This is a genomic window from Paraburkholderia nemoris (assembly GCF_905221015.1).
In the GTDB taxonomy this organism is placed as follows: Bacteria; Pseudomonadota; Gammaproteobacteria; order Burkholderiales; family Burkholderiaceae; genus Paraburkholderia; species Paraburkholderia nemoris.
On the sequence record NZ_CAJNBO010000014.1, the window covers coordinates 199,825 to 226,331 of the forward strand.

Below are 26,507 nucleotides of genomic sequence, written 5' to 3' on the forward strand. Positions count from 1 at the left end.
GGGTGACATATCTTCGCTGCTGATTAAATCCAGGCGTCCTTCTATAGTCCGTTTGTCGCCACGCCGCAGTGCGCAGAAGTGGCCCGAAATCAAGAAGGACATACCGTGAAAAACTGTTCGTTCGTCGTCGCAGCCACCGCCGCTTCCTCTGCCTCCGTGACGCCTGCCGCATCCGTACGTGGCGCGCTGCGCAAACTCGCGCTTACCGCAACCGTTACCGTGCTCGCGCTCAGCAGCGCTTCCGCTTTCGCCTGGTCGCAGCACGGCACCGCCTACACGTCGCGTGGCACCTATAACGGCGCGCGTTACGGCTCGTGTGGCGGCGGTAGCTGTTCGCATGCTGGCGGCGTGGCCGGCCCCTACGGCGGCGTGGCGACCAACACCGGCACGGTGACCCGCAACGCGCCCGGCCAGTTCTCGAATTCGGGCACCGCTACGGGACGCTACGGCAACCAGGTCCAGCATGCCGGCGACACCAACTGCGCGGGCGGCACGTGTTCCCACACCGGCACCCTCACCGGACCCGACGGTAAAACGGCGACCACCTCAGGCGATGTGACCAAAACCGCGCCGGGCCAGTATTCGTCGTCCGGGTCGGTCACGGGTTCGAACGGCAACACGGTCAACCACTCGGCATCGACCAACTGCGCAGGCGCGTCGTGCTCACGTTCCGGCACGGTGACCGGTTCTGATGGCGGAACCGTCAATCATTCCGGCACGGCAACGCGTGTAGCACCGGGCGTCGTCACGACATCGACGAGCACGACGGGCACGCATGGCAACACCGTGACGACGAGCGGAACGGTTACGACTACCGGCGTCGTCACGACGGGCAGCACGACGGTCGTGGTGGCACCGAAGCCAGTGGTTGTCGTCCCGCCGCCAGTCGTTGTTCCGCCGCCGGTTGTGTATGTGCCGCCGCCCCCGGTTGTCTACGTTCCGCCGCCCCCGCCGCCTGCTGTGTATGTCGCGCCGCGTGTTGTCTATGTGGCTCCTGCGCCGCGCCCCGCCGTGTGGGTGCCGGGGCACTGGGTGGGGAATGTGTGGGTTCCGGCGCACTGGTCATGAGAAAAAACGTGCGAGCGCGAAGCGGCGAGGAGGCCGTTCGGATCGGTCCGCAGTGGATGAGCGAGCAGGGAAGTGCTCAGCCGGTGCGGCCACGTTTCGACGCAGTACGCACACGGACGCTATGCAAGTTCGGTGCGTTGGCAACGATGATCGTTGCAACAGGGATAGCGATTGCAGTCGGTGAGGGCATCGCAAGCACTGAAACGCCTGCTGTGCACCGGGCGATTGAATCCGGACAGGACTGTTCGGCAAAATACGCAGCGTTGCTCGACCTCGCCGAACTGGCGAGACGTGATGGCAAGTCATCCGAAGTTGTGATGCGGGGACTGAGCGAGCGCGGCGGCGCAATGGGCGACTGTTTGCCGACTGTTGGGAGCGTCGGGACGAGGTAAACGAAACGCGCGAATGGCCGGAGCGGCCATTCGCGCCTGTCAAAAGCGGTCCCTTAGAAAAGGCATGCCTTTGACTAATGGCCGGTCGCTATCGGCCCTGCTGCTGCAGATACTGTCTGACGTCGCTCATGGTCACGCTTCCTTTGTGGCTCGTGTCGATCTGATCGAAGTGCTTGGCGACATAGCCGAGCCCCGCGGTCTGAGCCTGCGTTTTCGTGACCGCGGCGCCGTTGCTGAGGGCCGTGTTCGCCCCCAGTCGCGCTTCAAGCCGCTGCTGGGCTTCCTGCTGCAGGGCCGTGCCTGTCGTCGGCGTGACGGGAGCAGCACGGTTTTGAGGAAAGAACGGACCGTCGACTCCCCTGGCGCCGTTTGGCGGTGTCGCCGGCGCTACCGCTTGCGGCGGTAACGCATGCGCGCTGCCAATAAAGCAGCCGAGGGCGATCAACGGGGAGACACGCCGCAACATATCGAAAAGGGACATGATGACTCGCATTGATTGAGTGAATAGAGTATCGCGAACGAGGCACATCGCGTCAGTTCAGTCAGGGTGCCGTGGCTTGCGCCGTGGCAGTAGCGGTCGGCTGACTGGCGGGGCTCTCGTCGCGCCACGGCGGCGGCAGCGTCCAGAGGGCGAGCGCATCCGGAAGTGGCGTGCCGCGGTAGAAGCGCACCAGATCCCGTTTCATCAGCGGACGGGCGACGTCATCCAGATAGATCATATGTCCGCCCTGGAAGAAGTTGACCTGCAAGTCCGGATTCAGACCGGGCACAGTCTGCAGCCGTGCCAGTTGCTTCTCGGTATTGAAGAACGGTGTGGCCAGGTCATGAAAGCCGTTTTCCGAGAGTACCTTCAATTGCGGGTTGAGCGTCAGCGCGCCCAGCAGATCCGGGATCGTATCGGGCAGGGGCTGTCCGTCATGCGAGAAATCCCATACCTCGATGATGTTGTCGTTCAGCGGCAAATACGTCGCGTTCGGCGCCGTGTATCCCAGGTAGTCAGGCATCTGCGTCGCCAGAGCCGTGGTGAACGGCTGGGAGATCAGGATGTCGGACGGGTCCCCGTCGTTTTGCAGACGCGGATCCGAGTTCGGCAATGACACGCGTCCGTCGTAGCGTCCGATCGTCGTGCCTGGTATGAGGCTCGTCGAGAACGGGTTGGCGCCGAAGTAGCCTTGTAGCGCCTGCAGGGTCAAACTGGACGGCAAGGTCCATGACTGAAGCGTTTTCGCATTGGGAAACACCGGCGTGCCCAGAGCGTCCGGTATGCCGAGCTGACTGAGCACCCACGACTGCGAATACCGCCTGAACTTGTTGTATTCGTTCGTGACGAACAGGCTTGCCTGGTATGCGTACAGGTCCTGATTGAGCGGCGCCGGCGACACCTGGTTGTAGTAAGCCGCGACTTCCGCGTAGCCGGGGAAATAGCCGGCCAGCGTATCCGTATCCAATGCCAGCGCGCTTGTCGAATCCGTGATGGCGACGGCCTCGATTGCATCCGCGAAATAGTTCAGGATTGCAGACTGAAGAACGATACCGGTCAGATGCACGCCGGCCGATTCGAGCGCCAATGCGAGCATGTCGGTACGCGGCGTGCCATACGACTCGCCGTACAGATAAATCGGCGAGCTGCTGCGACTGTTGACCGTCAGATAGCGCTGGATAAAGTCGCGCATGATGTTGACGTCCGCGTCGGTCGTCCAGTATTTCTGGTTCGTATTCGGCAGAATCGCCTCGGAAAGACCTGTTCCGGGCGGGTCGATGAAGACCATGTCCGTGGTGTCGATCAGGCTCTCCTTATTGTCGACGAGTGGATAATTCGGCCAGTTTCCGAACACCGGGTCTGGCGTGGCAACCCGCGTTGGCGCGAACGACCCGAGGCGCAGCCAGATGGATGAGGACCCCGGGCCGCCGTTGTAGACGAATGTGACAGGCCGCGGCGCGCCGTTCGTACTCGGCACGGTGTACGCGACATAGGACATCGTGGCTTCGGGATTGCCGCTCGAATCGGTGGCCGTCAAATGGCCGGTCGTGGTGGTGTAGTTGATCGGCGTTCTGCCTTGGGTCCACTGGTAGTGCATGACCGCGGCTTTCTCTGAGGCCTGAGCCGGCGCGAGGCCATCTGTGGCATTGCCCGAATAGGCGACCGGGTCGATATAGGTTTGATTGGCCGTTGGCGATTGCGACTGCGCGGCGGCCTGTGCGCTGAGTTGCTGATTCGCTGCAGTCTGCTGCATGCTCACAGCCGTGCCGGAGGACGAACCGCCGTCCCCTCCGCCGCATCCGCCGAGAAGCAGGATCGCAACTGTCAATGTTCCCAGGCTCGTTCCCAGGCCCGGCAGCCTGTTTTGGCGGTGTTGGCTATTGCCGGAAAGACGCTCGTCTCGTTTCATCTCTATCCTTGGTGGTGGGTTCAGATACCGTTTCACAAAGGCCGCTATCGCCGATGAAAATAGATCGGAGTTCGAAATATTAGCGATGCATCGTCGGCATGCAGCGGTGAGACCAACTTACTTCAAAGCGCATAGATTCAGATCTCTATGCAGTATGCGTAGAATAACTAAATATCTGGATTGGATATTCCGGTTCTTTCGGGGCATTTTTCCGCAATCGAATATTCGTATATTGGCGGCAGAAGAAAAATAGGTGACGCCACCCGCCTTTGTCAAGGATGTACCGGATTTCCGTAATTGAAACTTCGGAAAAGCGCGCCTGAATTCGCACGGGAGCCAAGCAGGCCGGGCGTGACGCGTGTGTGAGTTAATCGATTATTTATTACGAAGTTAAATGTGTTTGTTTGTTAATCGTAATAATTAAAATGTGCTGATCATCCGGTTCTGGCGCCGGATGCCAGCAGGTACTTATTCGACTTCGGCGACCACAAGCGGGAACCGGATTTGGAACGTCGTCCCAACGCCTTCGTGTGACGCAAAATCAATCTGGCCGTTCAGCACGCGGCAGAGCTCCTTCACGATCGCGAGGCCGAGGCCCGTGCCCGGAATATCGTCGCCTGCAGCGCGCTCGAATTCGTCGAAAACGCGGTTTGCATCAGCAGGGGCGATGCCCACGCCGGTATCCGACACGCGAATCGACCAGTGCTCCGCATCGGCCATGGCGAAGGCAAGTTGGATCTCGCCGGACTTCGTGTACTTCGTCGCGTTGGAGAGCAGATTGACTGCAATCTGCTTAAGCTTGAGACGATTGGACGTGACGACGGATAGCGCCGGATCGAACGCTGCATGTAGCTTAAGTCCTTTGGCTTCGATGGCCGGGCGCGAGGAGGCGACGAGCTCATCGTAAAGCGCATGCAGATCCACTGGCTCGAATGTGTTCGGCGTGCCGTCGCCGAGCACGACGGAGTACTCGACCATCTGGTCGACGAGTTGCTTCATGTCCGCGGCTTGCCGGTTAGCCAGCGTCAGCGCCATATCGGCTTTTGAAGGCGCCCGTTCGATTAGTTGCAGCGCAATCGAAAACGCGTTCAGAAAATTGCGCAGATCGTGCACCACACTGCGGGTGATCTGCATGCGCGACTCGTAAAGATCGCCGACCAGCCGCTGCTTGAGCGTCAGTTCGTGATTGGCGCGCTCGAGCCTGCCGGTGTACTCGTCGATCTTGCGGTCCCGTTCGCTGACCACCTCCTTGATCGACGTGAGCGTCACCATGCTGAGTGTTTCCGCGATCAGGCGCCGCGCCCGTCCTTCATGGCGGCGCGTGAACGTGCTGTCCTGGTCGGCGAATTCTTCCAGCGCGTCAGCGAGCACCTGATGGAACAGATCGAGCTCGCGCACGAGTTCCTCGATCCGGTAGCCCTGACGCCAGCGGACCAGGCCATGTTTTCTCGCATCGCGTTCGATCGCCGGCTCGACGCGTTCGAGATCTTCGACGTCGAGCGCAAGGCATAGTCCTTCGAGAATTTCCGGAAGGTGATCAGCGAGCTGTTGATAGGTGAGCTTGTCCGCTTCGACGAGGTCGACATCGCCGAAAACGGTTTTCATCCATTGCGCGGTCAGGCGCGTCCGCTGCTCGCGAACGAAATCGGCAAATTTGCGCAGCGGGCTAATGCGTGTCTCGGTCATAGTGGGTACATCGGGGTGAAGTTTCTAACTGAAGTTTCTGCCCCATTATGGCCGCAATTGCTGATTGTGGAACACGCTCTTGCGTAACCCGGGCCAGATGAACACGAGGTTAAACCTGGCGGCTGCGATGTTGTTGTTCAAGCGGCTTCGTGTCCGGCAATTTTTGCCGTTCTGGCGCGCGGGAGTAAAGACAACGGTTCGACCTTACCGACAACGAACAGATACGACAGGGCGCCGACCACGCATAGCGAACCCGCAACCATCAGCGGAATCACAAACGAACCCTTTGTGATCGCCAGCATGACCCCGGTAAACGTGGTGATAAAAATGCCGGCGAGATTCCCTGCAAAGTTCTGGATGCCGCCGAGCGATGCCACATGAGCGGGGGTCGGCGCCACTTCGCCGACCAGGGTCCACACATTAGCGCCGGCGAACGACAAGCTGGCGTAAGCGAGAGCGAACAGTGCCAGGCACGCCCACGTGCTTTGAACCAGTACCGACAACGCGATCGACGAGGAGAGCAGCATGCCGATCACAAGGCATGTCTTGCGAGCCGCGGTTGCGCTCCATCCGCGTTTGAACAGACTGTCCGACACGAGGCCGCCAAGCCAGCCGCCAGGAATGGCCAGCAGCGCCGGCAGCATGCCCCACGTGCCGAGTGACGCGAGCGAGAATCCACGTGACTGCAGCAGATAACTCGGGAACCACGTGATGAAAAAGTAAATCGCGAAGTTCAGGCAGAACAGCCCGATCATCATGCCCCACACCGTGCGATAGCGAAACAGATCGAGCCACGACACGGTGCCGGCGTTTTCGTCTGACGTAACGGCTCTGGCAGGGGCGGCGCGCTGTGCCAGCAAGGCGTCGACGGCCGCTGGTGCAATGGCTCGGTAGCGTTCCGGGTCACGATAGATGAACCACCACGCGAGCGCCCACACCACACCAAGGCCTCCTGTGATCACGAACGAACCACGCCAGCCGACAAGGGAGATCAACCACGCAACCAGGGGCAGCGAGAGCGCTGAGCCGACGCGCGAGCCGCTATCGAAGATGCTGCTCGCGAGCCCGCGCTCGCTGCGCGGAAACCAGTTGAACGCAACCTTGGCGAACGACGGAATTGCGGCGGCTTCGCCGACGCCGAGCATCAGCCGCACGCCCACGAGTTGCGCAAGACCGCGGGCCGCGCCGGTCGCGATCGTGAAGGCCGACCACCAGCCGACCGCCAGTGCCAGACTCACACGTACGCCGACCTTGTCGATGAACCAGCCGGCCGGCAGTTGCAGGAACGCGTAGGTCCAGAAGAACGCGCTGAGCACGAGCCCCATGCCGACGGCGTCCAGACCCAACTCCGCGCGAATGCTCGGCGCGGCGATCGCCAGGTTGGCCCGATCGACGAAGTTGATGACGTTGGCGAGGAAACACATGAAGATCATGGTCCATCGGATGCGTGGCATGGCAGTCTCCGTTTTTTATAGCGTTATGGCGGCGCCGGCTGGCACGGCGCCGGCGCCTTTGGTCTGGATCGTTCTATTCGGGCGTCAGGAAAGCTTGTCCATCGCTTCCCACAAACCGTTGATATACACGGCACCAAGCGCGCGGTCGTACAAACCATAGCCAGGCTTGCCGGTTTCGCCCCAGATCATGCGGCCATGATCCGGGCGGAAATAGCCGGTGAATCCGGTGTCGTGATACGCCTTCACGATCGCGGCGATATCCAGCGAACCGCAACTGGACAGGTGGGCCGATTCTTCGAAATCGCCCTCAGGCGTGATCTTCACGTTGCGAATGTGCGCGAAGTGGATGCGCCCCATGCCGCCGAATTCGCGCACGAGTGCTTCCACGTTGTTCTGCGGTCCGGCGCCGAGCGAACCGGAGCAAAGGGTGAGGCCGTTCGCTGGTGAGTCCACGATCCCCACGATGCGCGCGAGGTCGTCGCGGTTCTTCACGATGCGAGGCAATCCGAAGATAGGGCGCGGTGGATCGTCCGGATGGATGGCCATTTTCATGCCGCATTCTTCGGCGACAGGGATGATCGCTTTCAGGAAATATTCCAGGTGCTGCCAAAGCCTGGCTTCGTCGACTTCGCGATACTCGGCGAGCAGCGCTTTCAATTCTTCGGGCTTGTAGCTCGAATCCCAGCCGGGCAGCGCAATGCCGTTGTTCGGATCGATCTCGTCGATTTCCTTGGTGCTGAACGCGAGGCAGGTCGAGCCGTCTTCGAGCGTTTTCGACAGTTCCGTGCGGGTCCAGTCGAACACCGGCATGAAGTTGTAGCAGATGACCTTGATGCCTGCTGCGGCGAGATTCCGGATGGTCTGCTGATAGTTGGCGATGAGACGGTCACGGCCCGGCTTGCCGAGCTTGATGTCTTCATGCACGGGCACCGATTCGACGAGTTCGAACCGAAGACCGGCCGCTTCGATCGTCGACTTCAGGGCGGCGATCTTGTGCGCGGGCCACACTTCGCCTACTGGCTCGTCGTAGATGGCGGACACGATATCCGTCATGCCGGGAATCTGGCGAATGTATTGCAGCGTGACGGGATCGGACTCGCCGTACCACCGGAAAGACATCTTCACGACTTCACTCCTTGGATGGATTGCACCAGCCTTGCTGGCTCGGGAAGGGAACGCGTTGTCCGGTCTCCCGATTCAGGCGGATTATGATTGGTTGACCAATTTGAGGCGATAGTGGTTTACCAGTCTATGTTCGTGCTGAGCCTTGTCCCTGCGTGATGAGAGAGCGGTTGGCATTGAGTTAAATGAAGGGAAAGCTGCTGGCGGACGAAAGTGGTGTACCATTTTTTGCGCGAGGGCCGCAGGTGGCGCCTCGCTATGCCTACCCATGAGCACTTGATGACCGATTTCTCCACCCAGCCATTCGCCCACAGACAGGACGCCGAAGCCGCGGACCGTTCGTACATCGGCCTCGCGAAACAGATTCACGCGTTGATCGCGGCGTCCGGAGAGTTCGAAGCAGGCTCGAGATTGCCCTCGGAGCGGACCCTGGCCGATAAATTCGGCGTGAGCCGCACGCAGGTTCGCGAGGCGATCATTGCGCTGGAGGTGCAGGGCGTGGTCGAAGTGCGCGGCGGGTCGGGTATCTATGTGTCGGCGGGCATCGGTGCCAAGCCGGTGACCTTCGAGCTGCCACGCGGCCCCGGTCCGATCGAAACGCTGCGCGCGCGCGCGTTAATCGAGTCCGAGGTGGCGGCGCTCGCGGCCACCGAGCGCAAGGACAGCGACCTCGACCGCATCTTCTCCGCCCTCACCACGATGCGCGAGCAGATGCATGACAAGCAGGCTAACGACGCGGCTGATCGTCAGTTCCACATGCGCATTGCCGAAGCGACCGGCAATGCCGTGCTATTGCATATGGTCACCGCGATGTGGGACTGTGCGCGAAGCGATCCGCTGTGGGCCAAGATCGAGGAACACTTTCATACGCCGGCGATGCGTGCGGCGTCACAGGAAGATCATCAGCGTATCTTTGCTGCCATCATGGGCCGCGATCCAGTTGCGGCGCGAGAGGCAATGCAGTCGCATCTGTCTCGCGTGGTGGGAGAGTTTACTCAAGCGTGGCGATAAGTATGCGCGCCATTTACGTTTGACCTGGCACGTTGTCTGAACATGCCATTTGCGTGTTCTTTTTGCACCACGTCACTTTTATTTTTGACGCGGAATTTATTTTCGCCGTCATATGATTGCACTGTTCATTTTCGGCAGCGCCTCGCAAGATACGCCTGTGTAATTCAATTGAAAACCATGCTTTAGTCAGCACGCGCTTTCCACACGTCATTAAATGCGCCACACGCAATAATCAATAAACAATAACGGATGTTTTCGCAATTCTCATGGCATCGGCCATGCGAACGCGTTGCCTATCCGTTGCCTATGCGTTCGTAGATCCTGTTGGCAGCCAACGCGCTCGCCAGTGGGAATCGAACGCACACAATTAATTACGTTCAACATCGCTCAATCACGGAGCCAACAGTTATGAAAAAGTCTTTACTCGTGGTCGCGCTTTCCGGCGCCTTTGCTATTTCGGCGCATGCGCAAAGCAGCGTGACGCTCTATGGTCTCATTGATGCAGGATTGGTCTACACGAACAATCAGGGCGGCCATAGCAACTGGCAGGAAGTGAGCAGCTCGACGCAGAACACGGTCTTCGGCCTCAAGGGTTCGGAAGATCTCGGTGGCGGCTTGCATGCGGTCTTCAAGCTGGAGCAGGGATTCCTGCTGAATAACGGCGCCCAGGCTTTCTCCGGCGATGGCTTCGGCTCGCAGGCGTGGGTCGGTTTGCAAAGCGATCCATACGGCACGGTGACATTCGGTCGCCAGTTTGACGTGATGAACGACCTGGTCGGACCGCTTACGGCGGAGTTCAACACGTGGGGCGGCAACATGGCTGCGCATCCGTTCGAAAACGACAACCTTGCCGCCAATTCGGTCGTTTTCAACAATACGGTCAAGTACACGAGCCCGACGTTCAGCGGCGTCACATTCGAAACGATGTATGCCTTCAGCAATAAGGCAGGCAGTTTCGCGAACAACCGCTCATACGGCTTCGGTGTGTCCTATGCGCAAGGGCCCATCAACCTTGCTGCCGGCTACCTGCAATTGAACAACGCAGGCAGCGCAGGCGGCGCCGTTACCACGGGCGACACCAGCGCGAACTTCCTTGCGCAACGTCAGCGTATCTGGTCGCTTGGCGGTAACTACACGTTCGGACCGGCTACCGTAGGCCTCGTCTGGAGCCATACGCAGATGGACAACGCGTCGGGCGTCTTCTCGTTCGGAACCGGCACTTACCTCGGTGCGAACGATGCTTCAGCCGGAACCCTGAGCGGCTCGCTGCGCCTCGACAACTACGAAGCGAACGTCAAGTACGCGCTCACGCCTGCGTTGACTTTATCGGGCGCGTATACGTACACGCATGGCGCTTATAACGGCTCGTCGCCGGGATGGAATACGGGGATGCTGCAGGCCGACTATTCGATCAGCAAGCGCACTGACTTCTATCTTGAAGGCGTCTATCAGAACGTGCACGGCGCACCGGCTGATTCCGTGCTCTCGCATGCCATGATCAATACGCTCTCGCCTTCGTCGTCGAATACGCAAGTCGCCGTTACGGTGGGGATGCGTCACGCATTCTGACCGGGAAGGCGCGGTCAAACGCTCACGCTAAGCACCCGCCTTCAGGAAATCGACAAATGCGCGCAACGGCGCCGGCAAGTGACGCCGGCCCGGATAGTATAGAAACGGCCCCGAAAAGCGCTGCCACCACGGCTCCAGAATCGGCTCCAATGCCCCGCTATCGAGATGCGGGCGCAGCATGTCCTCGAACAGGTGAATCACTCCTACGCCTGCGACAGCAGTACTGATCGCAAGGTCGATTGCCGCGCCGGGTCTGACGAGAAGCGGTCCCGACGGATTCAACTGCACCACCTCGCCGTCACGCTCGAAATACCAGGTCGGCGTAGCGCCGCCGGCAAACTGGCCACGCAAGCACGCATGAGCCAGCAGGTCGCGCGGATGCTCGGGTCTGCCCTGCGTGTCGAGATAGCCCGCCGTCGCGGCGGTAGCGAAGCGCTGCACACGCGGACCGATTGGCATCGCGATCATGTCCTGCTCGAGCCGCTCGTCGTAGCGAATGCCCGCATCGCAACCGATCGACAGCACATCGACGAAGCCATCCTCCACCACGACCTCCACGCGTATGTCGGGATAGGCCTTCAGGAACTGGGGAATGACGGTCGGCAACACGATGCGTGCGGCGCTTGACGGCACGTTGAGTTTGAGCGTGCCGCTCGGCTTGTCCCTGAACCGGTTCAGGACGTCCAGCGCGGCTTCCATTTCGCTGAACAATGGCGTTAGCTTTTCGATCAGACGCAATCCGGCTTCGGTCGGGGCCACGCTGCGTGTGGTCCGGTTGAGCAGACGCATACCCAGCTTCGATTCGAGACGGCGCACGGCAATGCTTAGACTGGACGCGGAGACGCCGCTGATGCGCGCGGCGTCGCGAAAGCCGCCGGCGCGCGCGACCGAGACGAAGGCGGCAAGATCGTTGAATTCCATGACCATTGTTCAAAATGTTTAACAACCCGTGCAATTTAGGCCGGATTATCGAACAGCGCAATCCTCGTCATACTGCCGCTCAAACCTTCACGTCATCGCATCTCAAGGAGCGCGCTATGTCGAACTTCACCCCTGTGGACACATTTCCGCTGGCTGGCCACCCTGTGCAACGCATGGGCTATGGCGCCATGCAACTGGCCGGACCCGGCGTATTCGGGCCGCCGAAAGATCGCGACGCGGCGATTGCCGTGCTGCGCGAAGCGGTGGCGTCGGGCGTCAATCACATCGATACGAGCGACTTCTACGGCCCTCACATCACCAACCAGTTGATTCGCGAGGCACTGCATCCTTATCCGGATGACCTCGTGATCGTCACCAAGGTTGGCGCGGTGCGTGGCAGCGATGGCTCCTGGATGCCGGCGCTCGAGCCGGAAGATATCGAGTGTGGCGTTCACGACAACCTTCGCAATCTCGGTGTCGACGCACTCGATGTCGTCAATATGCGAATCATGGGCGACGTGCATGCTCCGTCCGAAGGGGCGATCGAAAAGCAGGTCGTGGCGCTTGCCGAACTTCAACAGCGCGGACTGGTTCGCCATATCGGCTTGAGCAACGCGACCGCGGCTCAGGTTGCCGAGGCACAGGGCATTGTTGAGATCGTCTGCGTACAGAATCACTACAACCTGGTTCACCGGGAAGACGATGCGCTGGTCGATGAACTGGCCGCGAAGGGCATCGCCTACGTACCGTTCTTCCCGCTTGGCGGATTCACACCGATCCAGTCGTCGGCGCTTTCCACGATCGCGCAATCGATCGGCGCGACGCCGATGCAAGTGGCGCTCGCCTGGCTCTTGCATCGCGCGCCCAACATCATGCTGATTCCGGGTACTTCGTCGCTCGGGCATCTGCGGGAAAACATGCAGGCAGCACAGTTGAGATTGACCGACGAGGTGCGCGCTGAACTGGACGCCATTGGCCGCGGGAATGGGAAGGCGTAATCGCACTTTTTGGATTGCGCGCGCAATCCGCATCGGGTCGTTGCTATCGATGTCCTTGCGCGGATGGACCCGCCCGGTAGCGCAGTGCATCGACCAGCACGGCCAAGGCGCGTGACGATTGACGGCGGCTCGGGTAATAAAGGTGGTAGCCCGGAAAGGTCGGGCACCAGTCCTTGAGAACCTGCTTGAGTTGTCCGTCGGCGATATGCGGTCGCGCCAGATCTTCCGGGACATAGGCAAGACCGCAGCCGGCCAGCGCTGCATTGAGCATCTGGCTGGTTCCGTTGAACACGAATTGACCCTCCACACGTACGTTCAGTTCGTGGCCAGACTTTTCGAACTCCCAGGCGTACAAGCCGCCGTGGGTGGGTAGCCGAAGATTGATGCAGTTATGGTCGGTCAAGTCCCGAGGCGTTTTGGGCCGCGAACGTTTCGCGAAGTAGGCGGGCGCGCCGACGACGGCCATACGCAGGTCGGGCGCAATGCGTACCGCGATCATGTCTTTCGCCACCTGATCGCCAAGACGTACGCCAACGTCGTATTGCTGCGCGACGATATCGGTCAAACCAAGATCGACGATGACCTCGACCTTGATGTCCGGATACTCGGACAGAAGCTGCGTCAGCTTCGGTTGAAGTATCGAATTCGCCGCATGTTCGTCCGTCGTGATGCGGATGGTGCCGGCGGGCTTATCGCGAAGCTCGCTCAAGGCGGCGAGTTCTTCGTCGATTTCATCGAACCGCGGTCCCACGGTGGCCAGCAATCGTTCGCCGGCCGGCGTAGGCGCGACGCTTCGGGTTGTTCGGGTCAGCAGGCGGATGCCGAGCCTCGATTCGAGCCCACGGATGGTGTGGCTCAGCGCCGATTGCGACACGCCCAGTTTCGCCGCGGCTTTGGTAAAGCTGCGTTCGCGCGCGACTGCGAGGAAGGCCAGCAGATCGTTCAGGTTTTCGCGTGCCATTCATGAATCTCGCTCATAAGTGTTTGCCGATTCTACCGTCTAGTCACCTGTCTTCGCAGCCAGTAAATTGAGCGTCGTAACTGATCGGTTTGAGTCGTTCAGCAATTTCTAATTCAGGCGCAGCCTGAACGGAGCACAGGTAATGGACTATCGGTATCTGGGCCGCAGTGCCCTGAAGGTTTCGCCCTTGTGTCTCGGCGCGATGATGTTCGGTGGCGAGACTGACGAGGCGAGCTCGAAGCGGATCATCGACAAGGCATACGACCAGGGCGTCAATTTCATCGACACGGCGGACGTCTATCATGCAGGTCGTTCGGAAGAAATCGTCGGGCGGGCCATCGCGGAGCGCCGGGACAACTGGGTCGTGGCTACGAAGTTCGGTTTCCCAAGCTCGCCAGGCCCGAACGAACAAGGTCAGTCGCGCAAGTGGATCATCCAGTCGGTTGAAGCGAGCCTGAAACGGCTCGGCACTGACTACATCGACATCCTCTACTTTCACCGGGCGCTCGCCGATGCACCGATGGAAGAGGGCGTGCGCGCCATCGGCGATCTGATCCGTCAGGGCAAGATCCGCTATTTCGGCGTGTCCAACTTCCGGGGCTGGCGGATTGCCGAAATCGCGCGGCTTGCCGACCAGCTTGGAATCGACCGGCCAGTCGCAAGCGAGCCGCTTTACAACATCGTCGACCGCACGGCGGAAGTCGAACAGTTGCCGGCGGCGCATCACTACGGTTTGGGTGTCGTCTCGTATAGCCCGCTCGCGCGCGGGGTGCTCAGCGGTAAATATGCCGTGGATGCGGCGCCGCCGGCCGATTCGCGTGCGGGTCGCGGCGATAAGCGCATCCAGCAGACCGAGTGGCGGCCGGAGTCGCTCAGGATCGCCCAGACGATCGCCGCGCACGCGGCCGAGCGCGGCACGACTTCGATTGCGTTCGCGCTGGCGTGGGTCCTCAAGAACCGGGCCGTCAGCAGCGCCATTGCCGGACCGCGTACCGAAGCGCAATGGGACAGTTATGTCGACGCGTTGAAATTACAGCTCGGACCGGACGACGAGAAACTGGTCGATAGTCTCGTGGCGCCTGGCCATGCTTCTACGCCGGGTTATACCGATCCGGGTTACCCGGTTGAAGGGCGGCGCGTGGCGTGAAATCCTGAGTGGTCATTTGCGTTTTGTGCATCGCACAGGTCATTCGCGCCAAATTACCCAAACGTTCCGCCATCTCTGCGGGAATTGCCAGGTGGTATGCAGGTTTTGCCGGATTGCGATGGTAGATTGAGCCCCGCGTAATCAGGAGGCGATGCTGATGGCGGTGAGCCTGAACCAGTCCGGCGGTGCGTTTCCCGCGTTGACCAGTATCCGGTTCCTGGCGGCATTGGCGGTCGTCGTCTCGCACTACTCAGAAAATCAACTGCTGCCGTTGCCGACCTCCGTCTTTAACTTCCTGGACGGGGGCCGTTCCGCTGTGTCGCTGTTCTTTGTCCTTTCCGGTTTTATCCTTACCTTCACCTATCGCGACAAACTTGTCCGCGGAGGCGTTCGCACTTTTTACGAGGCACGTATCGCACGGATCTATCCGGTGATCCTGCTCGGCCTCCTGATGTGCGTTCCAGTGGTGATCTATCTTGTGCATGCTGGCGACGCTTCGCTGATGCTGAAGTGGTATGCCCTCAAGAGTGCAATCTACCCGGCATTGGTCATTAGCCTGATTTGCCAACTGCTTCTACTCAATGCATGGTTTCCTTTTTCGGCTATCAATCAACCCTGGAACGGACCGTCTGACAGCGTCTCCTGCGAGGCATTCTTTTATCTGCTGTTCCCGTTTCTGGTGCGCAGGATGACCGGGTTGAAGCCTGCACGGCTCGCATTTTTTTGTATTGCGTTGTGGCTCACGACTGGAACGTGGATTGCGCTGCTGGATGCCTATATGCCGATCTCACGCAGCGGCGCCATGATCTACGCCATGCCGGTGACGCGGCTCGCGGAGTTTGTCATGGGCATCAGTTCGGCTCTTTTCTATCAACGCCTTCGGGCAGGCGCCGGATCGCAGCATGTCAGGGGGAAGGCGCTTGTGACCCTGGCTTTGACGGCTCTTGTGGGACTGAGCGCATGGCGGCCTGTGTCACCTTCGTTCTTCCTCGACGCTCCGTTTTTTGCCGCATTGGTACTTGGGCTCGCGCTACTGGAGCGGCCTGTCGTGGGCATATTGAGCTGGCGCCCCCTGGTGCGGTTGGGCGAGGCGAGCTATTCGCTTTATCTCACGCATATGCCCATCGCACTCTGGTCGTTGATGATCGGATTCGGACGATCGAATGGATGGATTGTGATTGTCTTTTGTGTGCTGGTAAGCCTGCTCTGCTTCAAATTCTACGAAGAGCCCTTGCGCAGGCGCATCAAGGCACGCTTAGCGGATGTGACGAGGCGGGTTCGCGATGGCGAACCGGGACAGTCTGTGATTTGATTTGAATAGCATCGTTGCAAAGGCCACGCCTCCAAAGCGGGTTGTGCCAACCTGGGCTTCGGCACATCTATGGGTATTCAAGTCGCCACCGCGTCCACAATGCATTCCCGCAACCATTGGTGCGCCGGATCTCGATGGGAGCGCTCGTGCCAGAGCATCGCCATTTCATATCCTGGCACTTCAACCGGTGCCTCGACGACCCTGAGCGCGCCATTGCCGCGCACCAATCGCGCCGGCACCATCGCCACGAGGTCAGTGCTCGCGAGGACTGACATCACGAACAGGAAGTGCGGAACCGAAAGCACAACCCTGCGCGTGAGACCCACCTCAGCCAGTGCTTCGTCCGTGACGCCGCTAAACCCGCCACCATCCGGCGACACGATCACGTGCTCCAGTTTGCAGAACTGGGCAAGCGTTGGCCGGCGTTTCAGGCGCGGGTGATCCGCGCGGCCTGCCAGCACATACCGCTCCTTGAAAAGCAATCGCCCGCGCAATCCGGGCGGCGCGCCTTCACTGGTATGGAATGCCAGATCGATGTCCCCCTGTTCGGCTTGCTTCGCGATGCGGGGCGGGGCAGCTTCCACGATCGCGAGCCGGGTGCCGGGCGCTGCCGCGCGCAAGCTGGACAGGACGGGCAGCAAGATCGTCGATTCGGCATAGTCGGTCGCGGCAACGCGCCACGTATGACTGGCTTCGGCTGGATTGAACGGGCTGGCCGGCGACACTGCGTGCTCGAGTGCATCGAGCGCCTGGCGCAAAGGTTCGCGCAATTCCTCGGCTCTGGCGGTGGGGCGCATGCCTCGGGGACCCGGCAGCAACAACGGGTCGCCAAAGATATCCCGCAGCTTGGCAAGATGCACGCTCACCGAGGGCTGAGAGAAGTTCAGGCGTTCGGCCGCGCGGGTCACATTGTGCTCCGACAACAACACATCGAGTGTCACCAGCAGGTTGAGATCCAGCCTTCTGAGATTATTCATGGCAATACCTGACATATTGGTTATTCATTTCCAATATACCGGCAAGAGACCTATCGTGGTGCTTTCTCGCAAAGGAGGTCAGGTCATGAATGTTCTTCTCGTCTATGCCCATCCGGAACCCCGGTCATTGAACGGGTCCCTTAAGGACTTTTCGGTCAAGCGTCTCGAGGATGCCGGACACGCTGTCCAGGTATCCGATCTGTATGCGATGAACTGGAAAGCATCGCTCGATGCAAACGACAGCCTCGACAGGCAACCGGGCGCGCGTTTCGATCCTTCTCTCGATTCGAAGCGTGCGTTCAAAGACGGCCGGCAAAGCCAGGACATCGCACTCGAACAGGAGAAACTGAAGTGGGCGGATGCAGTGATTCTGCAGTTCCCGCTGTGGTGGTTCTCGATGCCTGCGATCCTGAAAGGCTGGGTGGAGCGCGTCTATGCATATGGCTTCGCGTATGGCGTCGGGGAGCACTCCGATGCGCGCTGGGGTGACCGCTATGGTGAAGGCAACATGGCGGGCAAGCGGGCGATGCTGGTCGTGACAACAGGTGGCTGGGAGTCGCATTACAGCCCGCGTGGTATCAACGGTCCGATCGACGACGTGTTGTTCCCTATCCAGCACGGCATTCTGTATTACCCTGGTTTCGACGTTTTGCCACCGTTCGTGATCCATCGGACAAGCCGGATCGATGAAGCACGCTTTTCCGAAGTGCAAAACGCGCTCGGGCACCGTCTCGATGATCTCTGGAAGACTGCGCCGATACCGTTTCGCCCGCAAAACGCCGGTGCCTATGACATCCCGGCGCTCACATTGCGGCCGGATGTTGCTACGGATCGGGTCGGCTTTTCAGCGCACATTGAATAGATGCGTTGCGTTCCCCACATTCGCGCTCGCGCGGCGGGCGTAATTGTTAAATAGACGTTCGGTTTGGGCCGCTCCAGCTCCCCCTGGAATGGCGCCAAGCTAACGGGACCGTATGCTTCGTTGAAATTTGGTTGTAAGTCGCCGTTGTTAGAGTCGTTGACAGAATTTTGCCGCTAGATGCCAGACAGTGTTCTTTGGACACATAGAAAGGGGGAGAGCGACAAACCATGAAAATGAATCGTGCGTTCTGGCTCATTCTGACGCTGCTTTTCACGAACCCGGTCTGGGCGTTCCAGTCCCGGGTCGTCACCATTCCCAGCGCGGCCATGCATAAGTCGTTCGAGGCGACGGTGGTGCTGCCTGACCAATACACGCACGGCAAGGCGGCCGATCGCTTTCCCGTCGTCTATTTGCTGCACGGCTCGGGCGGCGACTACACCGACTGGACCACGAACTCGCATATCGGCAAACTGGCCGACCGCTATCACGTGATCCTCGTCATGCCCGACGGCGGTCACGAGAGCTGGTATATCGACAGCCCTGTCGATCCGCGCAGCCGTTACGAAACTTATGTAGGTACAGAAGTCGTCGGATATATCGACACGCATTTCCGTACGATTGCGACGCGTGAGGCGCGCGCGATTACGGGCTTGAGTATGGGCGGCTTCGGGGCGCTGCATATCGCGCTAGACCGGCCGGACGAATTCGGCGCCGCGGGAAGTATTAGCGGGGCGGTCGATCCGCGCGGGTGCGAGGATGAGCCTGGGATCGATCAGGTGTTTGGAGATCCGGCTCGGCACGCCGACTTCTGGAACAACGAGGCGATTGTCGAGAACGCGCGCAATTTCGGAAATGCGCATATTGCGCTGACGATCGATTGCGGGGTGAACGATTCGCTTGTTCAGTCGAACCGGATGCTGCATGCGCGGCTTGTCGAGCTGGGCGTGCCGCATGATTACGCGGAGCGGCCTGGCGGCCATACGTGGAAGTATTGGTCGAATGCGGTGCAATACCAGGTGCTGTTCTTTGCCAGTTCATTCAAGCGGAGTGGCGCAGCGGCACAGACGTGAAGCTTGCATGGCTTGAGCCATCACTGCATGCCTGAATGCTCGCCTAGAAACTGGCAGACAGTGTGATGCATTGCCTTCACGCCGGGACTCAATTCGAGCGCGCGCCAGCACCCGTGTACGAGTCCGGTTCCAATCCACAAGCGGGCCTGTCCGCCGGCCGCACTAACGCGTTCGACAAACACCCTCGCGTCGTCCCGCAACGGATCGTGTTCAACACCTGCGGCAAGTGTCGGCGGGAGCCGGTCGAAGCGTGCCGCATCGAGCGGTATCGTCCACGCAGGATAGGGCGGCCGTTCGCCCCAATACAGATCGCGAAACGCATGGACATTGGCAAGCGTGAGCATCGGTGCGTGCGCTTCGCTTTCGCGTGCGGGCATTTGCGGGTCCGTGCCGAGCATTGGATAGACCAGCGCAAGTCCGCGCACGCCTTGAATCCCGTCATCGCGCAAGCGCATCGCGACGCTGGCAGCGAGCGTGGCGCCGGCACTGTCGCCCGCCAATTGCAGTGCGCCACGTGAGAGCGAATCGAACGGCAATTGGCCGGCCAGTGCGGCAAGCGTAATCTCCAGACAATCCTCATGCGCTGCCGGAGCGCGGTGTTCGGGCGCCAGCCGGTAGTCGACCGCAATCACATCGAGTCCGGTATCCGCGGCAATTCGTGCGGTTACGATCTGGTGACTATCCAACGAGCCGAGCACAAAGCCGCCACCGTGAAAGTACAACACGATGCCGACGGGTGTCCCGCTCGCCTTTCTACGATTCCGATAAAGCCGCAGTTTGATCAGATGGCCGGCGCTTGCGCGAAACACAGCGTCTTCGGTGATCACATCGGCTGGCAAAGGCGGCGTGAGTGCCGCCGCATAGCGCTCGTAAATCGTGCGCTGTTCGCTCGGTGGCAACGAAGTTGAGTGCCCCGCATAGATGGCAGCCGTCCGTTCGATGAACGCGGCGATCTCCGGCTCAAGCATGCTCACTCCTCGCTACTGATACGCTGCGCTTTGACAGGCAAGCCGATCACGCGGCCTGCAAACCTGGCCGCCGGCAACACAGTATGTGCTTCCGCCAACGCCCGCACGCGCGCCTCGACATCCGGGTCGAAGGCAACAGCGCGCGGTCCGCCGGTATCAACATGCAGCAGCATCTGTTCGCCTGCGGCCACCGGCTCAACGCCCTCGTCGGCGAACATTTCAAGGTACAGATGCAGCCGCTTCGCATCATGCCCAAGCACGCGCATATCCACGCGGACCTGCACGCCTTCCTTGATTTCATGCAGGTAGTTGATATGCGCTTCGAGCGTATAGATCGAGCGGCCGCGTTCCTTGCGCACCGAATCAGGCAGCCCGATCACATCAATCAACGCATCGGTCGCGAAGCTGAAAATCAGCATGTAGAACGCGTCGCGCAAATGGCCGTTGTAGTCGACCCACTCGGCGCGCACGACGTCGCGATAGCAGGGCAGTGAAGCATGGTGCGGCGTAGGCATATGCAATCGTTTCCTTTATCCCTATGAACGGTGCCGGCCGCAGCGCTCTTGTGCCGCTGACGCATCCCGGTGGAGCGGGGCGGGGCGTCTTCCGGCACACAGTATCACTCCGCGGCGAGTATGCCGTGCCGTGCTTTGGCTTCTCCAATCGCCGCCAGCACGCTCGTAATGCAATCGTCCCGATAGCGCTCGAGCTGCTTGATCGAGCGCGATCCGACCTGATCAGATGTGCCGTCCACCACCCGGTCGATCAATTCGTCAGTGAGCTGCGGCGCTACCAGTTTAGTCCACGGCAGCTCCAACGCAGGTCCAAACTGCTGCATGAAGTGACGCATACCCGCATCGCCGCCCGCCAGCGTGTAGGTCAGGAACGTGCCCATGAACGACCAGCGGATGCCCGCGCCGAAGCGGATCGCATCGTCGATTTCGCCCGTGGTCGCGACGCCTTCATTGACCAGATGCAGCGCCTCGCGCCACAGCGCTTCGAGCAAACGGTCGGCGATAAAGCCGGGCACTTCCTTGCGTACGAGAAGCGGGCGCATCGACAGCGAACGATAAATCTGCATCGCGGCGTCGATGGTGGCCGGTGCGGTACGTTCGCCGCCGAGCACTTCGACGAGCGGCAGCAGATACACCGGGTTGAACGGATGCCCGACGATGCAGCGCTGCGGATTCACCGCCCGTGCATAGAAATCGCTCGGCAGCAGGCCGGAAGTGGATGAGGCGATGATCGCTTCAGGCTTCGCTGCACGGCTGATCTGCTCGTGTAACGCGAGCTTCAATTCTTCGCGTTCAGGCGCGCTTTCCTGAATGAAGTCCGCCTGTTCGACACAGGCTTCAATCGTATCGACGAAACGCAACCTGTCGGGTGTTGCGCCCTCGGCGAGGCCGACTCGCTCCAAGGCCGGCCACGCATTGGCGATGTTCTCGCGCAACTGTTTCTCCGCGCCGGGAGCGGGGTCCCACGCGACGACGTCGAGGCCGTGCGCGAGCGCGCGCGCTACCCAGCCGCTGCCGATCACGCCCGCGCCGATTGCCGCAAATGTTTTGATATCGACGATCACTGCCATTGCTGATGTTTCCTTTGCCTATGAGTTCTCAGGTTCCGCAGCGCGCTATATGAAGCGCAACGGGTAACTCGACATCTTCACGCGTACTGTCCCGCCGCACGCCGCTCCAACTGCCGCTCGCCACGTGCCGGCAAGCCGAGTTTGCGACGGCCTTCCGCGGGTGTCAGCGCGCGCCCGCCGAGCCGTTCGATGATCTCGACCGCGCGTTGCACCAGCGTGCCGTTCGTTGCAGGCACACCTTTGTCGAGCCAGATGTTGTCTTCGAGGCCGACACGTACGTGGCCGCCGAGGAGCATCGCCTGCGCGACCATCGGCATCTGCATGCGGCCGATGCCGAAGCCGGCCCATTGCGCGCCAGGCGGAAGGCTGTCCGCCATCGCTTTCATCGTCGTGGTATCGGCGGGCGCCCCCCATGGAATGCCCAGGCAGATCTGAAACAGCGGCGGCGCGTCGAGCAAGCCTTCCTTGAGCAACTGCTTTGCGAACCACAGATGCCCGGTATCGAAGATCTCCAGCTCCGGCTTTACGCCGAGTTCCTGAATACGCTGCGCGCCGGCCCGCAATTGCGCGGGCGTCGACACGTAGATGTAGTCGCCGTCGCCGAAATTGAGCGTGCCGCAATCGAGCGTGCAGATTTCCGGCAGCAGTTCCTCGACGTGCGCGAGCCGCGTCAAGCCGCCGACGAGGTCGGTACCCGCGCCAAAGCGCATCGGGTCTTCGCCGGGACCGATCTCGAGATCGCCGCCCATGCCCGCCGTCAGATTGATGATCACGTCGGTGCCTGACGAACGGATCCGGTCGACAACTTCGCGATACAACTGCGGATCGCGGCTGCCGCGACCGGTCTTCGGATCGCGCACATGGCAGTGCGCGACCGTGGCGCCGGCCTTTGCAGCTTCGATAGCGGCTTCGGCGATCTGCTTCGGCGTGACGGGAATGGCCGGATGCTTGCCGACCGTATCGCCCGCGCCGGTGACCGCGCAGGTCACGATAACTTCATGATTCATGCGTGCTAGTTCCTGTGGATTGAAATGCGCGACTGGATGGATGCAAGACCGCCCCCTCAAAGCCCGAGATAAGCCTTCACCGCCGGCAAGCCGTCTTTCCCGTCATACGTCTTCACGCCTGCGAGCCATGCATCCAGTACTTGCGGGTTCTTCTTCAGATACGCTTTGGCGGCGTCGGCGGGCTTCTCCTTGTTCATCACCGACTGCATCACCACGTTCTCCAGTTGCGTCGAAAAGCGCAGATTGCTCACGAGCTTGCCGGCGTTCGGGCAGCGCGTCAGAAAGTCGGGGGACGTCAACGTATAAACGCGTGCTTCGCCATCGTTCGGACCGAATACGCCGTCGCTGCCGGTGAGGTATTTCATATCGATCTGGATGTTCATCGGATGCGGCTCCCAGCCGAGGAATACCACCCATTTCTTCGCGCGAATGGCGCGATCCACCGAAACCAGCATGCCCGCTTCACTCGATTCGATCAGCTTGAAATCGCCGAGGCCGAACTGATTGCTGGCGATCATTTTCTGAATTGCCGCGTTCGCGCTGCTGCCGGGTTCGATGCCATAGATCTTGCCGTCGAGCTGATCGCGATGTTTGGCGATGTCGGCGAACGTCTTCAGGCCGGCGTCGTATTCGTAGCTCGGTACGGCGAAGGTCGCTTTAGCGCCAGTCAGGTTGGGCGGTTGCAGCACCTGAATCGATTTCGAATCGATGAACGGCGTAATCGCTTTCTCCTGCACGGGCCACCAGTAGCCGAGCGACACATCGAGCTGTTTGCTCTTCAGGCCCGCGAACGAAATCGGCACCGAAGCGACGGTCGTCACAGGCTGATAGCCAAGTCCCTCGAATACGGTCGAGGCGAGCGCCGTGGTCGACGTAATGTCGGTCCAGCCGATGTCGGCAAAATGCACCGCGCGGCAGGTGGAGGGATCCTGTGCAAGTACCGGCGACGCAGCGACGACGGCCGCCAGACAGGCAAGATGGGCAAGCAAGGCTTTGACGCGTAACTTCATGACGTTCCCCCTTCGGACACGTTGAACAGCGTGTTACGAAATGGCCGCGGCGAGAAAAACCGAACGGCCCCCCGGACCTGCACGATACGGCTCGAGCCATGCTTGAGCCGGGCTTGAACTGCACGAGTGACGTAACGTTAATGCCCCATATTCTCGCCAAAGCGACCGCCAGCGACCCGTTCTTGCTCCCACGCGACAACGAGGGAAAACCAGCATCGTTCGTCATTGCGGCGCAGCATCGATTTGTCGCTGTGAATTTTGGTGCGCCTTGCCGGCTTGCGCGCTGCTTGCTACGCTCGCCCGGAACCCCGCGTTCGCTTGCGGCTTGTGTCCCTCTGTGTCCCTGATCGAGTCATCTGCACGATGCCCGAAGATATGTCGTTCCTGCTGCTGCCTGGCTTTTCGGCGATCGGTTTCATGTCGGCGGTCGAGCCTTTGCGTGTGGCGAACCGCTTTCGCGGCGATCTCTACCGCTGGCGCATTCTGAGTCTCGACGGCGCGCCGGTCGCGGCCAGCAACGGTATTTCGATCAATGCAGACGCGGCAATCGCCGATGTCCATGAGGCGCAGACGGTTTTCGTCGTGGCGGGCTTCGAGCCGCTCGCCTGCTATACGCGCGTGCTCGGCGATTGTCTGAAGCGGCTCGAGCGCGCCGGCACGACGCTCGGTGGCATCGACACGGGCAGCTTCATCCTTGCGGAAGCCGGGCTTCTGAGCGGTTCGGACAGCGTGACTGTGCATTGGGAAGCGCTGTCGGCGTTCAGCGAACGCTATCCCTCGCTAAACGCAAGCCAGGAGCTGTTCGAAATCGGCGCGCGGCGCATCACCTGTGCGGGCGGCACGGCGTCGATCGATATGATGCTCGACCTGATCGGCCGCAAGCACGGCGCAGCGTTGGCCTCGGCGGTATCGGAACAGTTCGTCGTGAGCCGGATCCGGCAGCGTTCGGATCATCAGCGAATGGAAATTGCGGCGCGTTACGGCGTGCACAACCGCAAGCTGATTCAGGTGATTGGGGCGATGGAACAGCATATGGAAGAGCCGCTGACGCCCGACCAACTCGCCGAGGAAATCAACGTGACGCGGCGGCAACTGGAGCGGCTGTTCTGCGCGTCGCTGAAGGACACGCCGACGCATTTCTATCAGCAACTGCGCCTCACCCGTGCGCGCGAGTTGCTGCAGCAGACCGACATGTCGATCACATCGATTTGCGTCGCCTGCGGGTTCGAGTCGCCCTCGCATTTTTCGCGGACGTATCGCGCGCGGTTCGGCGTAAGTCCGAGAAGCGACCGTCAGGCGACCGGCGGCAGAAATGGCAGCGCGGTGTTGTCTTCAAGCGAGGCAACCCAGGCATCGGCTCCCGCATTGTCGGAAACCTGACCTCGTTGCGCGCGAGGTCTCAAACATTGAGAGCCTGATTTGCCGGCGTGATGACATGCCTGTCACCAAGCTCTCACCGCAATTGTGCCGTTTCCAGCAACAGTGAATTCGTTTATTAGGGGTTTACCCTATATCTGCTGCCTCCTAGACTGTCGTCACTGGCTGCAAACAAACACGTTTGCAGCGCCGCAAAAAACAATCTCTGGAGGTAGTCGTCATGAAATCCCTGATCGAAGCTTTTGTTATCGCCGCTCTCATTACTGCGCCGCTCGCTGCTTTTGCTCAATCCAATCAGCCGGTGACCCGCGCCCAAGTGCGTGCGGAGCTGGTGCAACTGGAAAAGGCAGGCTACAACCCGGCTCTGTCGAATGCGGATGACTACCCTGCAAACATTCAGGCTGCTGAAGCCCGCGTCGCCGCACAAAACGGCACCGCCCAAACCAGCGGTTATGGAACGGCAACGAACGGCTCGTCGCAAGCAGGCAGCCGCGGCGAAACGACGCCGAGCTCGTATTCGGCTCCGGTTGTCAACGTCGGTCATTAAGATGCGGTAGCGCGAGCAATAGCCTCGCGCACGCTTGATTGACAGCGATATACAGCGGTCCCGCTTTCACTTCAATGTGAAAGCGGGGCCGCTGTGCTATTGAGCGTTGAACGGGGCCGTCGGCGCTGCTTGCCTCATGCGAGCCCTTCTCCCTGAACAGCGGTCAACTGCCTGAGTTGCTCCAGCAGCTTCACCGCCGGACTCGGCAAAATCCCCTGGCGGCGTCGAAACGCCGTCAACGTGCGGCGTGCGACGAGACCCGGAATCGGCAGCGTATCGAACACGCCGGCCGCGCTTTCGGTGTCGTACATCGGCGTTGCCATCCAGCTTAGAAATCCGGCACGCGTGACCAGGCTTTTCAGCACCGTGATCGAGCGCGTCTCGACGGCAATCTGCGGCATGCCGAGTCCATGCTCGGCAAATACGTGCTGCATATGCTCGAACGGACCCGTCCCGCGCGGCGGCACACACCACTGCTGATCGAGCGTGTCCGCAAGCGATAGATCCGTCTTGTTTCGCAGCGGATGATCGAGCGCGGCGACCACATAGCTCGTGTCCTCCCATCGGCAATCGGCAATCGCCGTAATCTCATCCGTGTCCGGCACCGCCATGCTGAGCGCGAGGTCGATCTCGTGTTTCATCAGGCTGTCAGCAAGCCGGTCCCATACCCCCTCCATGATCTCGACACGCAGATTCGGCCAGCGCGCGAGCACGCCGCTCACCGCGAGCGGCAGCACGAGCGTCGCGATGCTCGCCACCGCGCCGACGCGAATCGTCCCTTTCGCGAGGCCACGCATCGCGTCGATCTCCTCGCGGGCGTGATCGGCTTCACGTTGCAGCAATGTGGCGTGCGGCAGCAGCGCGCTGCCGATCGCAGTAAGCTGCATACCCTTCGAGTGCCGTTCGAACAGCGGTGCGCCGACCTGATCCTCGAGCCGCTTGATGGTGCGGCTCAGCGCGGGCTGCGTGACGTGCAGCACCTCCGCGGCACGGCCCAGGCTGCCGCTCGCGACGATGGTGGCAAACGCGTGCAATTGCTGAAGATTGAAAGTCATGCGCAAAAGTAATGCCTT

25 protein-coding genes are annotated in these 26,507 nt (G+C 60.5%); 11 read left to right on the forward strand and 14 right to left on the reverse strand.

Annotated elements, in window-relative coordinates:
- Nucleotides 1–105: 105 nt before the first annotated feature.
- Together KHO33_RS22735 and KHO33_RS22740 are read left to right on the forward strand one after the other, a co-directional pair.
- Nucleotides 106–1,068: a hypothetical protein gene (locus tag KHO33_RS22735; RefSeq protein WP_200566452.1), complete on the forward strand. Its 963-nt coding sequence runs from the start codon at nucleotides 106–108 to the stop codon at nucleotides 1,066–1,068.
- Nucleotides 1,065–1,460: a hypothetical protein gene (locus tag KHO33_RS22740; RefSeq protein ID WP_234480682.1), complete on the forward strand. Its 396-nt coding sequence runs from the start codon at nucleotides 1,065–1,067 to the stop codon at nucleotides 1,458–1,460. Before KHO33_RS22735 ends, KHO33_RS22740 begins: the two co-directional genes overlap by 4 nt.
- 88 nt (nucleotides 1,461–1,548) lie before the next feature.
- Here the strand turns inward: KHO33_RS22740 and KHO33_RS22745 are convergent, their stop codons facing one another.
- The 5 genes from KHO33_RS22745 to uxuA form a co-directional block, all read right to left on the reverse strand.
- Nucleotides 1,549–1,941, reverse strand: coding sequence for a 2-oxoglutarate dehydrogenase (locus KHO33_RS22745; protein ID WP_234475302.1), 393 nt, complete (start codon nucleotides 1,939–1,941; stop codon nucleotides 1,549–1,551).
- Nucleotides 1,942–2,002: 61 nt separating this feature from the next.
- Nucleotides 2,003–3,850 carry a S10 family serine carboxypeptidase-like protein gene (locus KHO33_RS22750; protein ID WP_200566454.1) on the reverse strand — a complete coding sequence of 616 codons (1,848 nt, stop codon included), beginning with the start codon at nucleotides 3,848–3,850 and terminating at the stop codon, nucleotides 2,003–2,005.
- A gap of 468 nt (nucleotides 3,851–4,318) precedes the next feature.
- Nucleotides 4,319–5,536, reverse strand: a complete 1,218-nt coding sequence (locus tag KHO33_RS22755) for a sensor histidine kinase (RefSeq protein ID WP_054042804.1) — start codon at nucleotides 5,534–5,536, stop codon at nucleotides 4,319–4,321.
- Between the two features lie 137 nt (nucleotides 5,537–5,673).
- Nucleotides 5,674–6,990, reverse strand: a complete 1,317-nt coding sequence (locus KHO33_RS22760; protein ID WP_200566455.1) for an MFS transporter — start codon at nucleotides 6,988–6,990, stop codon at nucleotides 5,674–5,676.
- 84 nt (nucleotides 6,991–7,074) lie between these two features.
- Nucleotides 7,075–8,115: a mannonate dehydratase gene (gene uxuA / locus KHO33_RS22765; RefSeq protein ID WP_200566456.1), complete on the reverse strand. Its 1,041-nt coding sequence runs from the start codon at nucleotides 8,113–8,115 to the stop codon at nucleotides 7,075–7,077.
- 276 nt (nucleotides 8,116–8,391) lie between these two features.
- On the opposite strand from uxuA, the gene KHO33_RS22770 reads away from it, so the two are divergent.
- Together KHO33_RS22770 and KHO33_RS22775 are read left to right on the forward strand one after the other, a co-directional pair.
- Nucleotides 8,392–9,123, forward strand: a complete 732-nt coding sequence (locus KHO33_RS22770; RefSeq protein ID WP_200566457.1) for a FadR/GntR family transcriptional regulator — start codon at nucleotides 8,392–8,394, stop codon at nucleotides 9,121–9,123.
- 408 nt (nucleotides 9,124–9,531) lie between these two features.
- Nucleotides 9,532–10,692, forward strand: coding sequence for a porin (locus KHO33_RS22775; protein ID WP_054042799.1), 1,161 nt, complete (start codon nucleotides 9,532–9,534; stop codon nucleotides 10,690–10,692).
- Nucleotides 10,693–10,719: 27 nt separating this feature from the next.
- Here KHO33_RS22775 and KHO33_RS22780 read toward each other — a convergent pair whose 3' ends face one another.
- Complete coding sequence (locus KHO33_RS22780) at nucleotides 10,720–11,613, reverse strand: LysR family transcriptional regulator (protein ID WP_200566458.1); 894 nt, start codon at nucleotides 11,611–11,613, stop codon at nucleotides 10,720–10,722.
- A 116-nt stretch (nucleotides 11,614–11,729) separates the two neighbouring features.
- Here KHO33_RS22780 and KHO33_RS22785 point away from each other — a divergent pair, with 116 nt between their 5' ends.
- Nucleotides 11,730–12,611 (forward strand): aldo/keto reductase family oxidoreductase, encoded by an 882-nt coding sequence (locus KHO33_RS22785; RefSeq protein ID WP_200566459.1) that lies wholly within the window; start codon nucleotides 11,730–11,732, stop codon nucleotides 12,609–12,611.
- Nucleotides 12,612–12,654: 43 nt separating this feature from the next.
- Here KHO33_RS22785 and KHO33_RS22790 read toward each other — a convergent pair whose 3' ends face one another.
- On the reverse strand, nucleotides 12,655–13,572 hold the full coding sequence (locus KHO33_RS22790) for a LysR family transcriptional regulator (RefSeq protein ID WP_054042792.1): 918 nt from the start codon (nucleotides 13,570–13,572) through the stop codon (nucleotides 12,655–12,657).
- 142 nt (nucleotides 13,573–13,714) lie between these two features.
- On the opposite strand from KHO33_RS22790, the gene KHO33_RS22795 reads away from it, so the two are divergent.
- Complete coding sequence (locus tag KHO33_RS22795; protein ID WP_200566460.1) at nucleotides 13,715–14,719, forward strand: aldo/keto reductase; 1,005 nt, start codon at nucleotides 13,715–13,717, stop codon at nucleotides 14,717–14,719.
- Nucleotides 14,720–14,876: 157 nt separating this feature from the next.
- Nucleotides 14,877–16,031 carry an acyltransferase family protein gene (locus KHO33_RS22800; RefSeq protein WP_234480683.1) on the forward strand — a complete coding sequence of 385 codons (1,155 nt, stop codon included), beginning with the start codon at nucleotides 14,877–14,879 and terminating at the stop codon, nucleotides 16,029–16,031.
- A 77-nt stretch (nucleotides 16,032–16,108) separates the two neighbouring features.
- On the opposite strand, the gene KHO33_RS22805 is transcribed toward KHO33_RS22800, so the two are convergent.
- The gene (locus KHO33_RS22805; RefSeq protein WP_200566462.1) at nucleotides 16,109–17,023 is read right to left on the reverse strand and encodes a LysR family transcriptional regulator; all 915 of its coding nucleotides are present in this window, start codon (nucleotides 17,021–17,023) and stop codon (nucleotides 16,109–16,111) included.
- A 70-nt stretch (nucleotides 17,024–17,093) separates the two neighbouring features.
- Between KHO33_RS22805 and KHO33_RS22810 the strand changes: the two genes are divergently transcribed.
- Together KHO33_RS22810 and KHO33_RS22815 are read left to right on the forward strand one after the other, a co-directional pair.
- The gene (locus KHO33_RS22810; RefSeq protein ID WP_200566463.1) at nucleotides 17,094–17,870 is read left to right on the forward strand and encodes an NAD(P)H-dependent oxidoreductase; all 777 of its coding nucleotides are present in this window, start codon (nucleotides 17,094–17,096) and stop codon (nucleotides 17,868–17,870) included.
- A gap of 227 nt (nucleotides 17,871–18,097) precedes the next feature.
- Complete coding sequence (locus KHO33_RS22815) at nucleotides 18,098–18,940, forward strand: alpha/beta hydrolase (protein WP_200566464.1); 843 nt, start codon at nucleotides 18,098–18,100, stop codon at nucleotides 18,938–18,940.
- 20 nt (nucleotides 18,941–18,960) lie between these two features.
- On the opposite strand, the gene KHO33_RS22820 is transcribed toward KHO33_RS22815, so the two are convergent.
- From KHO33_RS22820 to KHO33_RS22840, 5 genes are all read right to left on the reverse strand, one after another.
- The gene (locus KHO33_RS22820) at nucleotides 18,961–19,908 is read right to left on the reverse strand and encodes an alpha/beta hydrolase (protein WP_200566465.1); all 948 of its coding nucleotides are present in this window, start codon (nucleotides 19,906–19,908) and stop codon (nucleotides 18,961–18,963) included.
- 2 nt (nucleotides 19,909–19,910) lie between these two features.
- Nucleotides 19,911–20,423 carry a thioesterase family protein gene (locus KHO33_RS22825; protein ID WP_200566466.1) on the reverse strand — a complete coding sequence of 171 codons (513 nt, stop codon included), beginning with the start codon at nucleotides 20,421–20,423 and terminating at the stop codon, nucleotides 19,911–19,913.
- Nucleotides 20,424–20,527: 104 nt separating this feature from the next.
- Complete coding sequence (locus KHO33_RS22830; RefSeq protein WP_200566467.1) at nucleotides 20,528–21,493, reverse strand: L-carnitine dehydrogenase; 966 nt, start codon at nucleotides 21,491–21,493, stop codon at nucleotides 20,528–20,530.
- Nucleotides 21,494–21,570: 77 nt separating this feature from the next.
- On the reverse strand, nucleotides 21,571–22,500 hold the full coding sequence (locus tag KHO33_RS22835) for a BKACE family enzyme (protein ID WP_200566468.1): 930 nt from the start codon (nucleotides 22,498–22,500) through the stop codon (nucleotides 21,571–21,573).
- A gap of 56 nt (nucleotides 22,501–22,556) precedes the next feature.
- The gene (locus tag KHO33_RS22840; RefSeq protein WP_200566469.1) at nucleotides 22,557–23,510 is read right to left on the reverse strand and encodes a choline ABC transporter substrate-binding protein; all 954 of its coding nucleotides are present in this window, start codon (nucleotides 23,508–23,510) and stop codon (nucleotides 22,557–22,559) included.
- 363 nt (nucleotides 23,511–23,873) lie between these two features.
- Here KHO33_RS22840 and KHO33_RS22845 point away from each other — a divergent pair, with 363 nt between their 5' ends.
- Both KHO33_RS22845 and KHO33_RS22850 read left to right on the forward strand, forming a co-directional pair.
- The gene (locus tag KHO33_RS22845; RefSeq protein ID WP_234480684.1) at nucleotides 23,874–24,890 is read left to right on the forward strand and encodes a GlxA family transcriptional regulator; all 1,017 of its coding nucleotides are present in this window, start codon (nucleotides 23,874–23,876) and stop codon (nucleotides 24,888–24,890) included.
- A gap of 217 nt (nucleotides 24,891–25,107) precedes the next feature.
- Entirely contained in the window at nucleotides 25,108–25,434 is a 327-nt protein-coding gene (locus tag KHO33_RS22850) for a DUF4148 domain-containing protein (RefSeq protein ID WP_200566487.1), read from the forward strand.
- Nucleotides 25,435–25,568: 134 nt separating this feature from the next.
- Here KHO33_RS22850 and KHO33_RS22855 read toward each other — a convergent pair whose 3' ends face one another.
- Nucleotides 25,569–26,489, reverse strand: coding sequence for a LysR family transcriptional regulator (locus tag KHO33_RS22855; RefSeq protein ID WP_054042778.1), 921 nt, complete (start codon nucleotides 26,487–26,489; stop codon nucleotides 25,569–25,571).
- Between the last annotated feature and the right edge of the window lie 18 nt (nucleotides 26,490–26,507).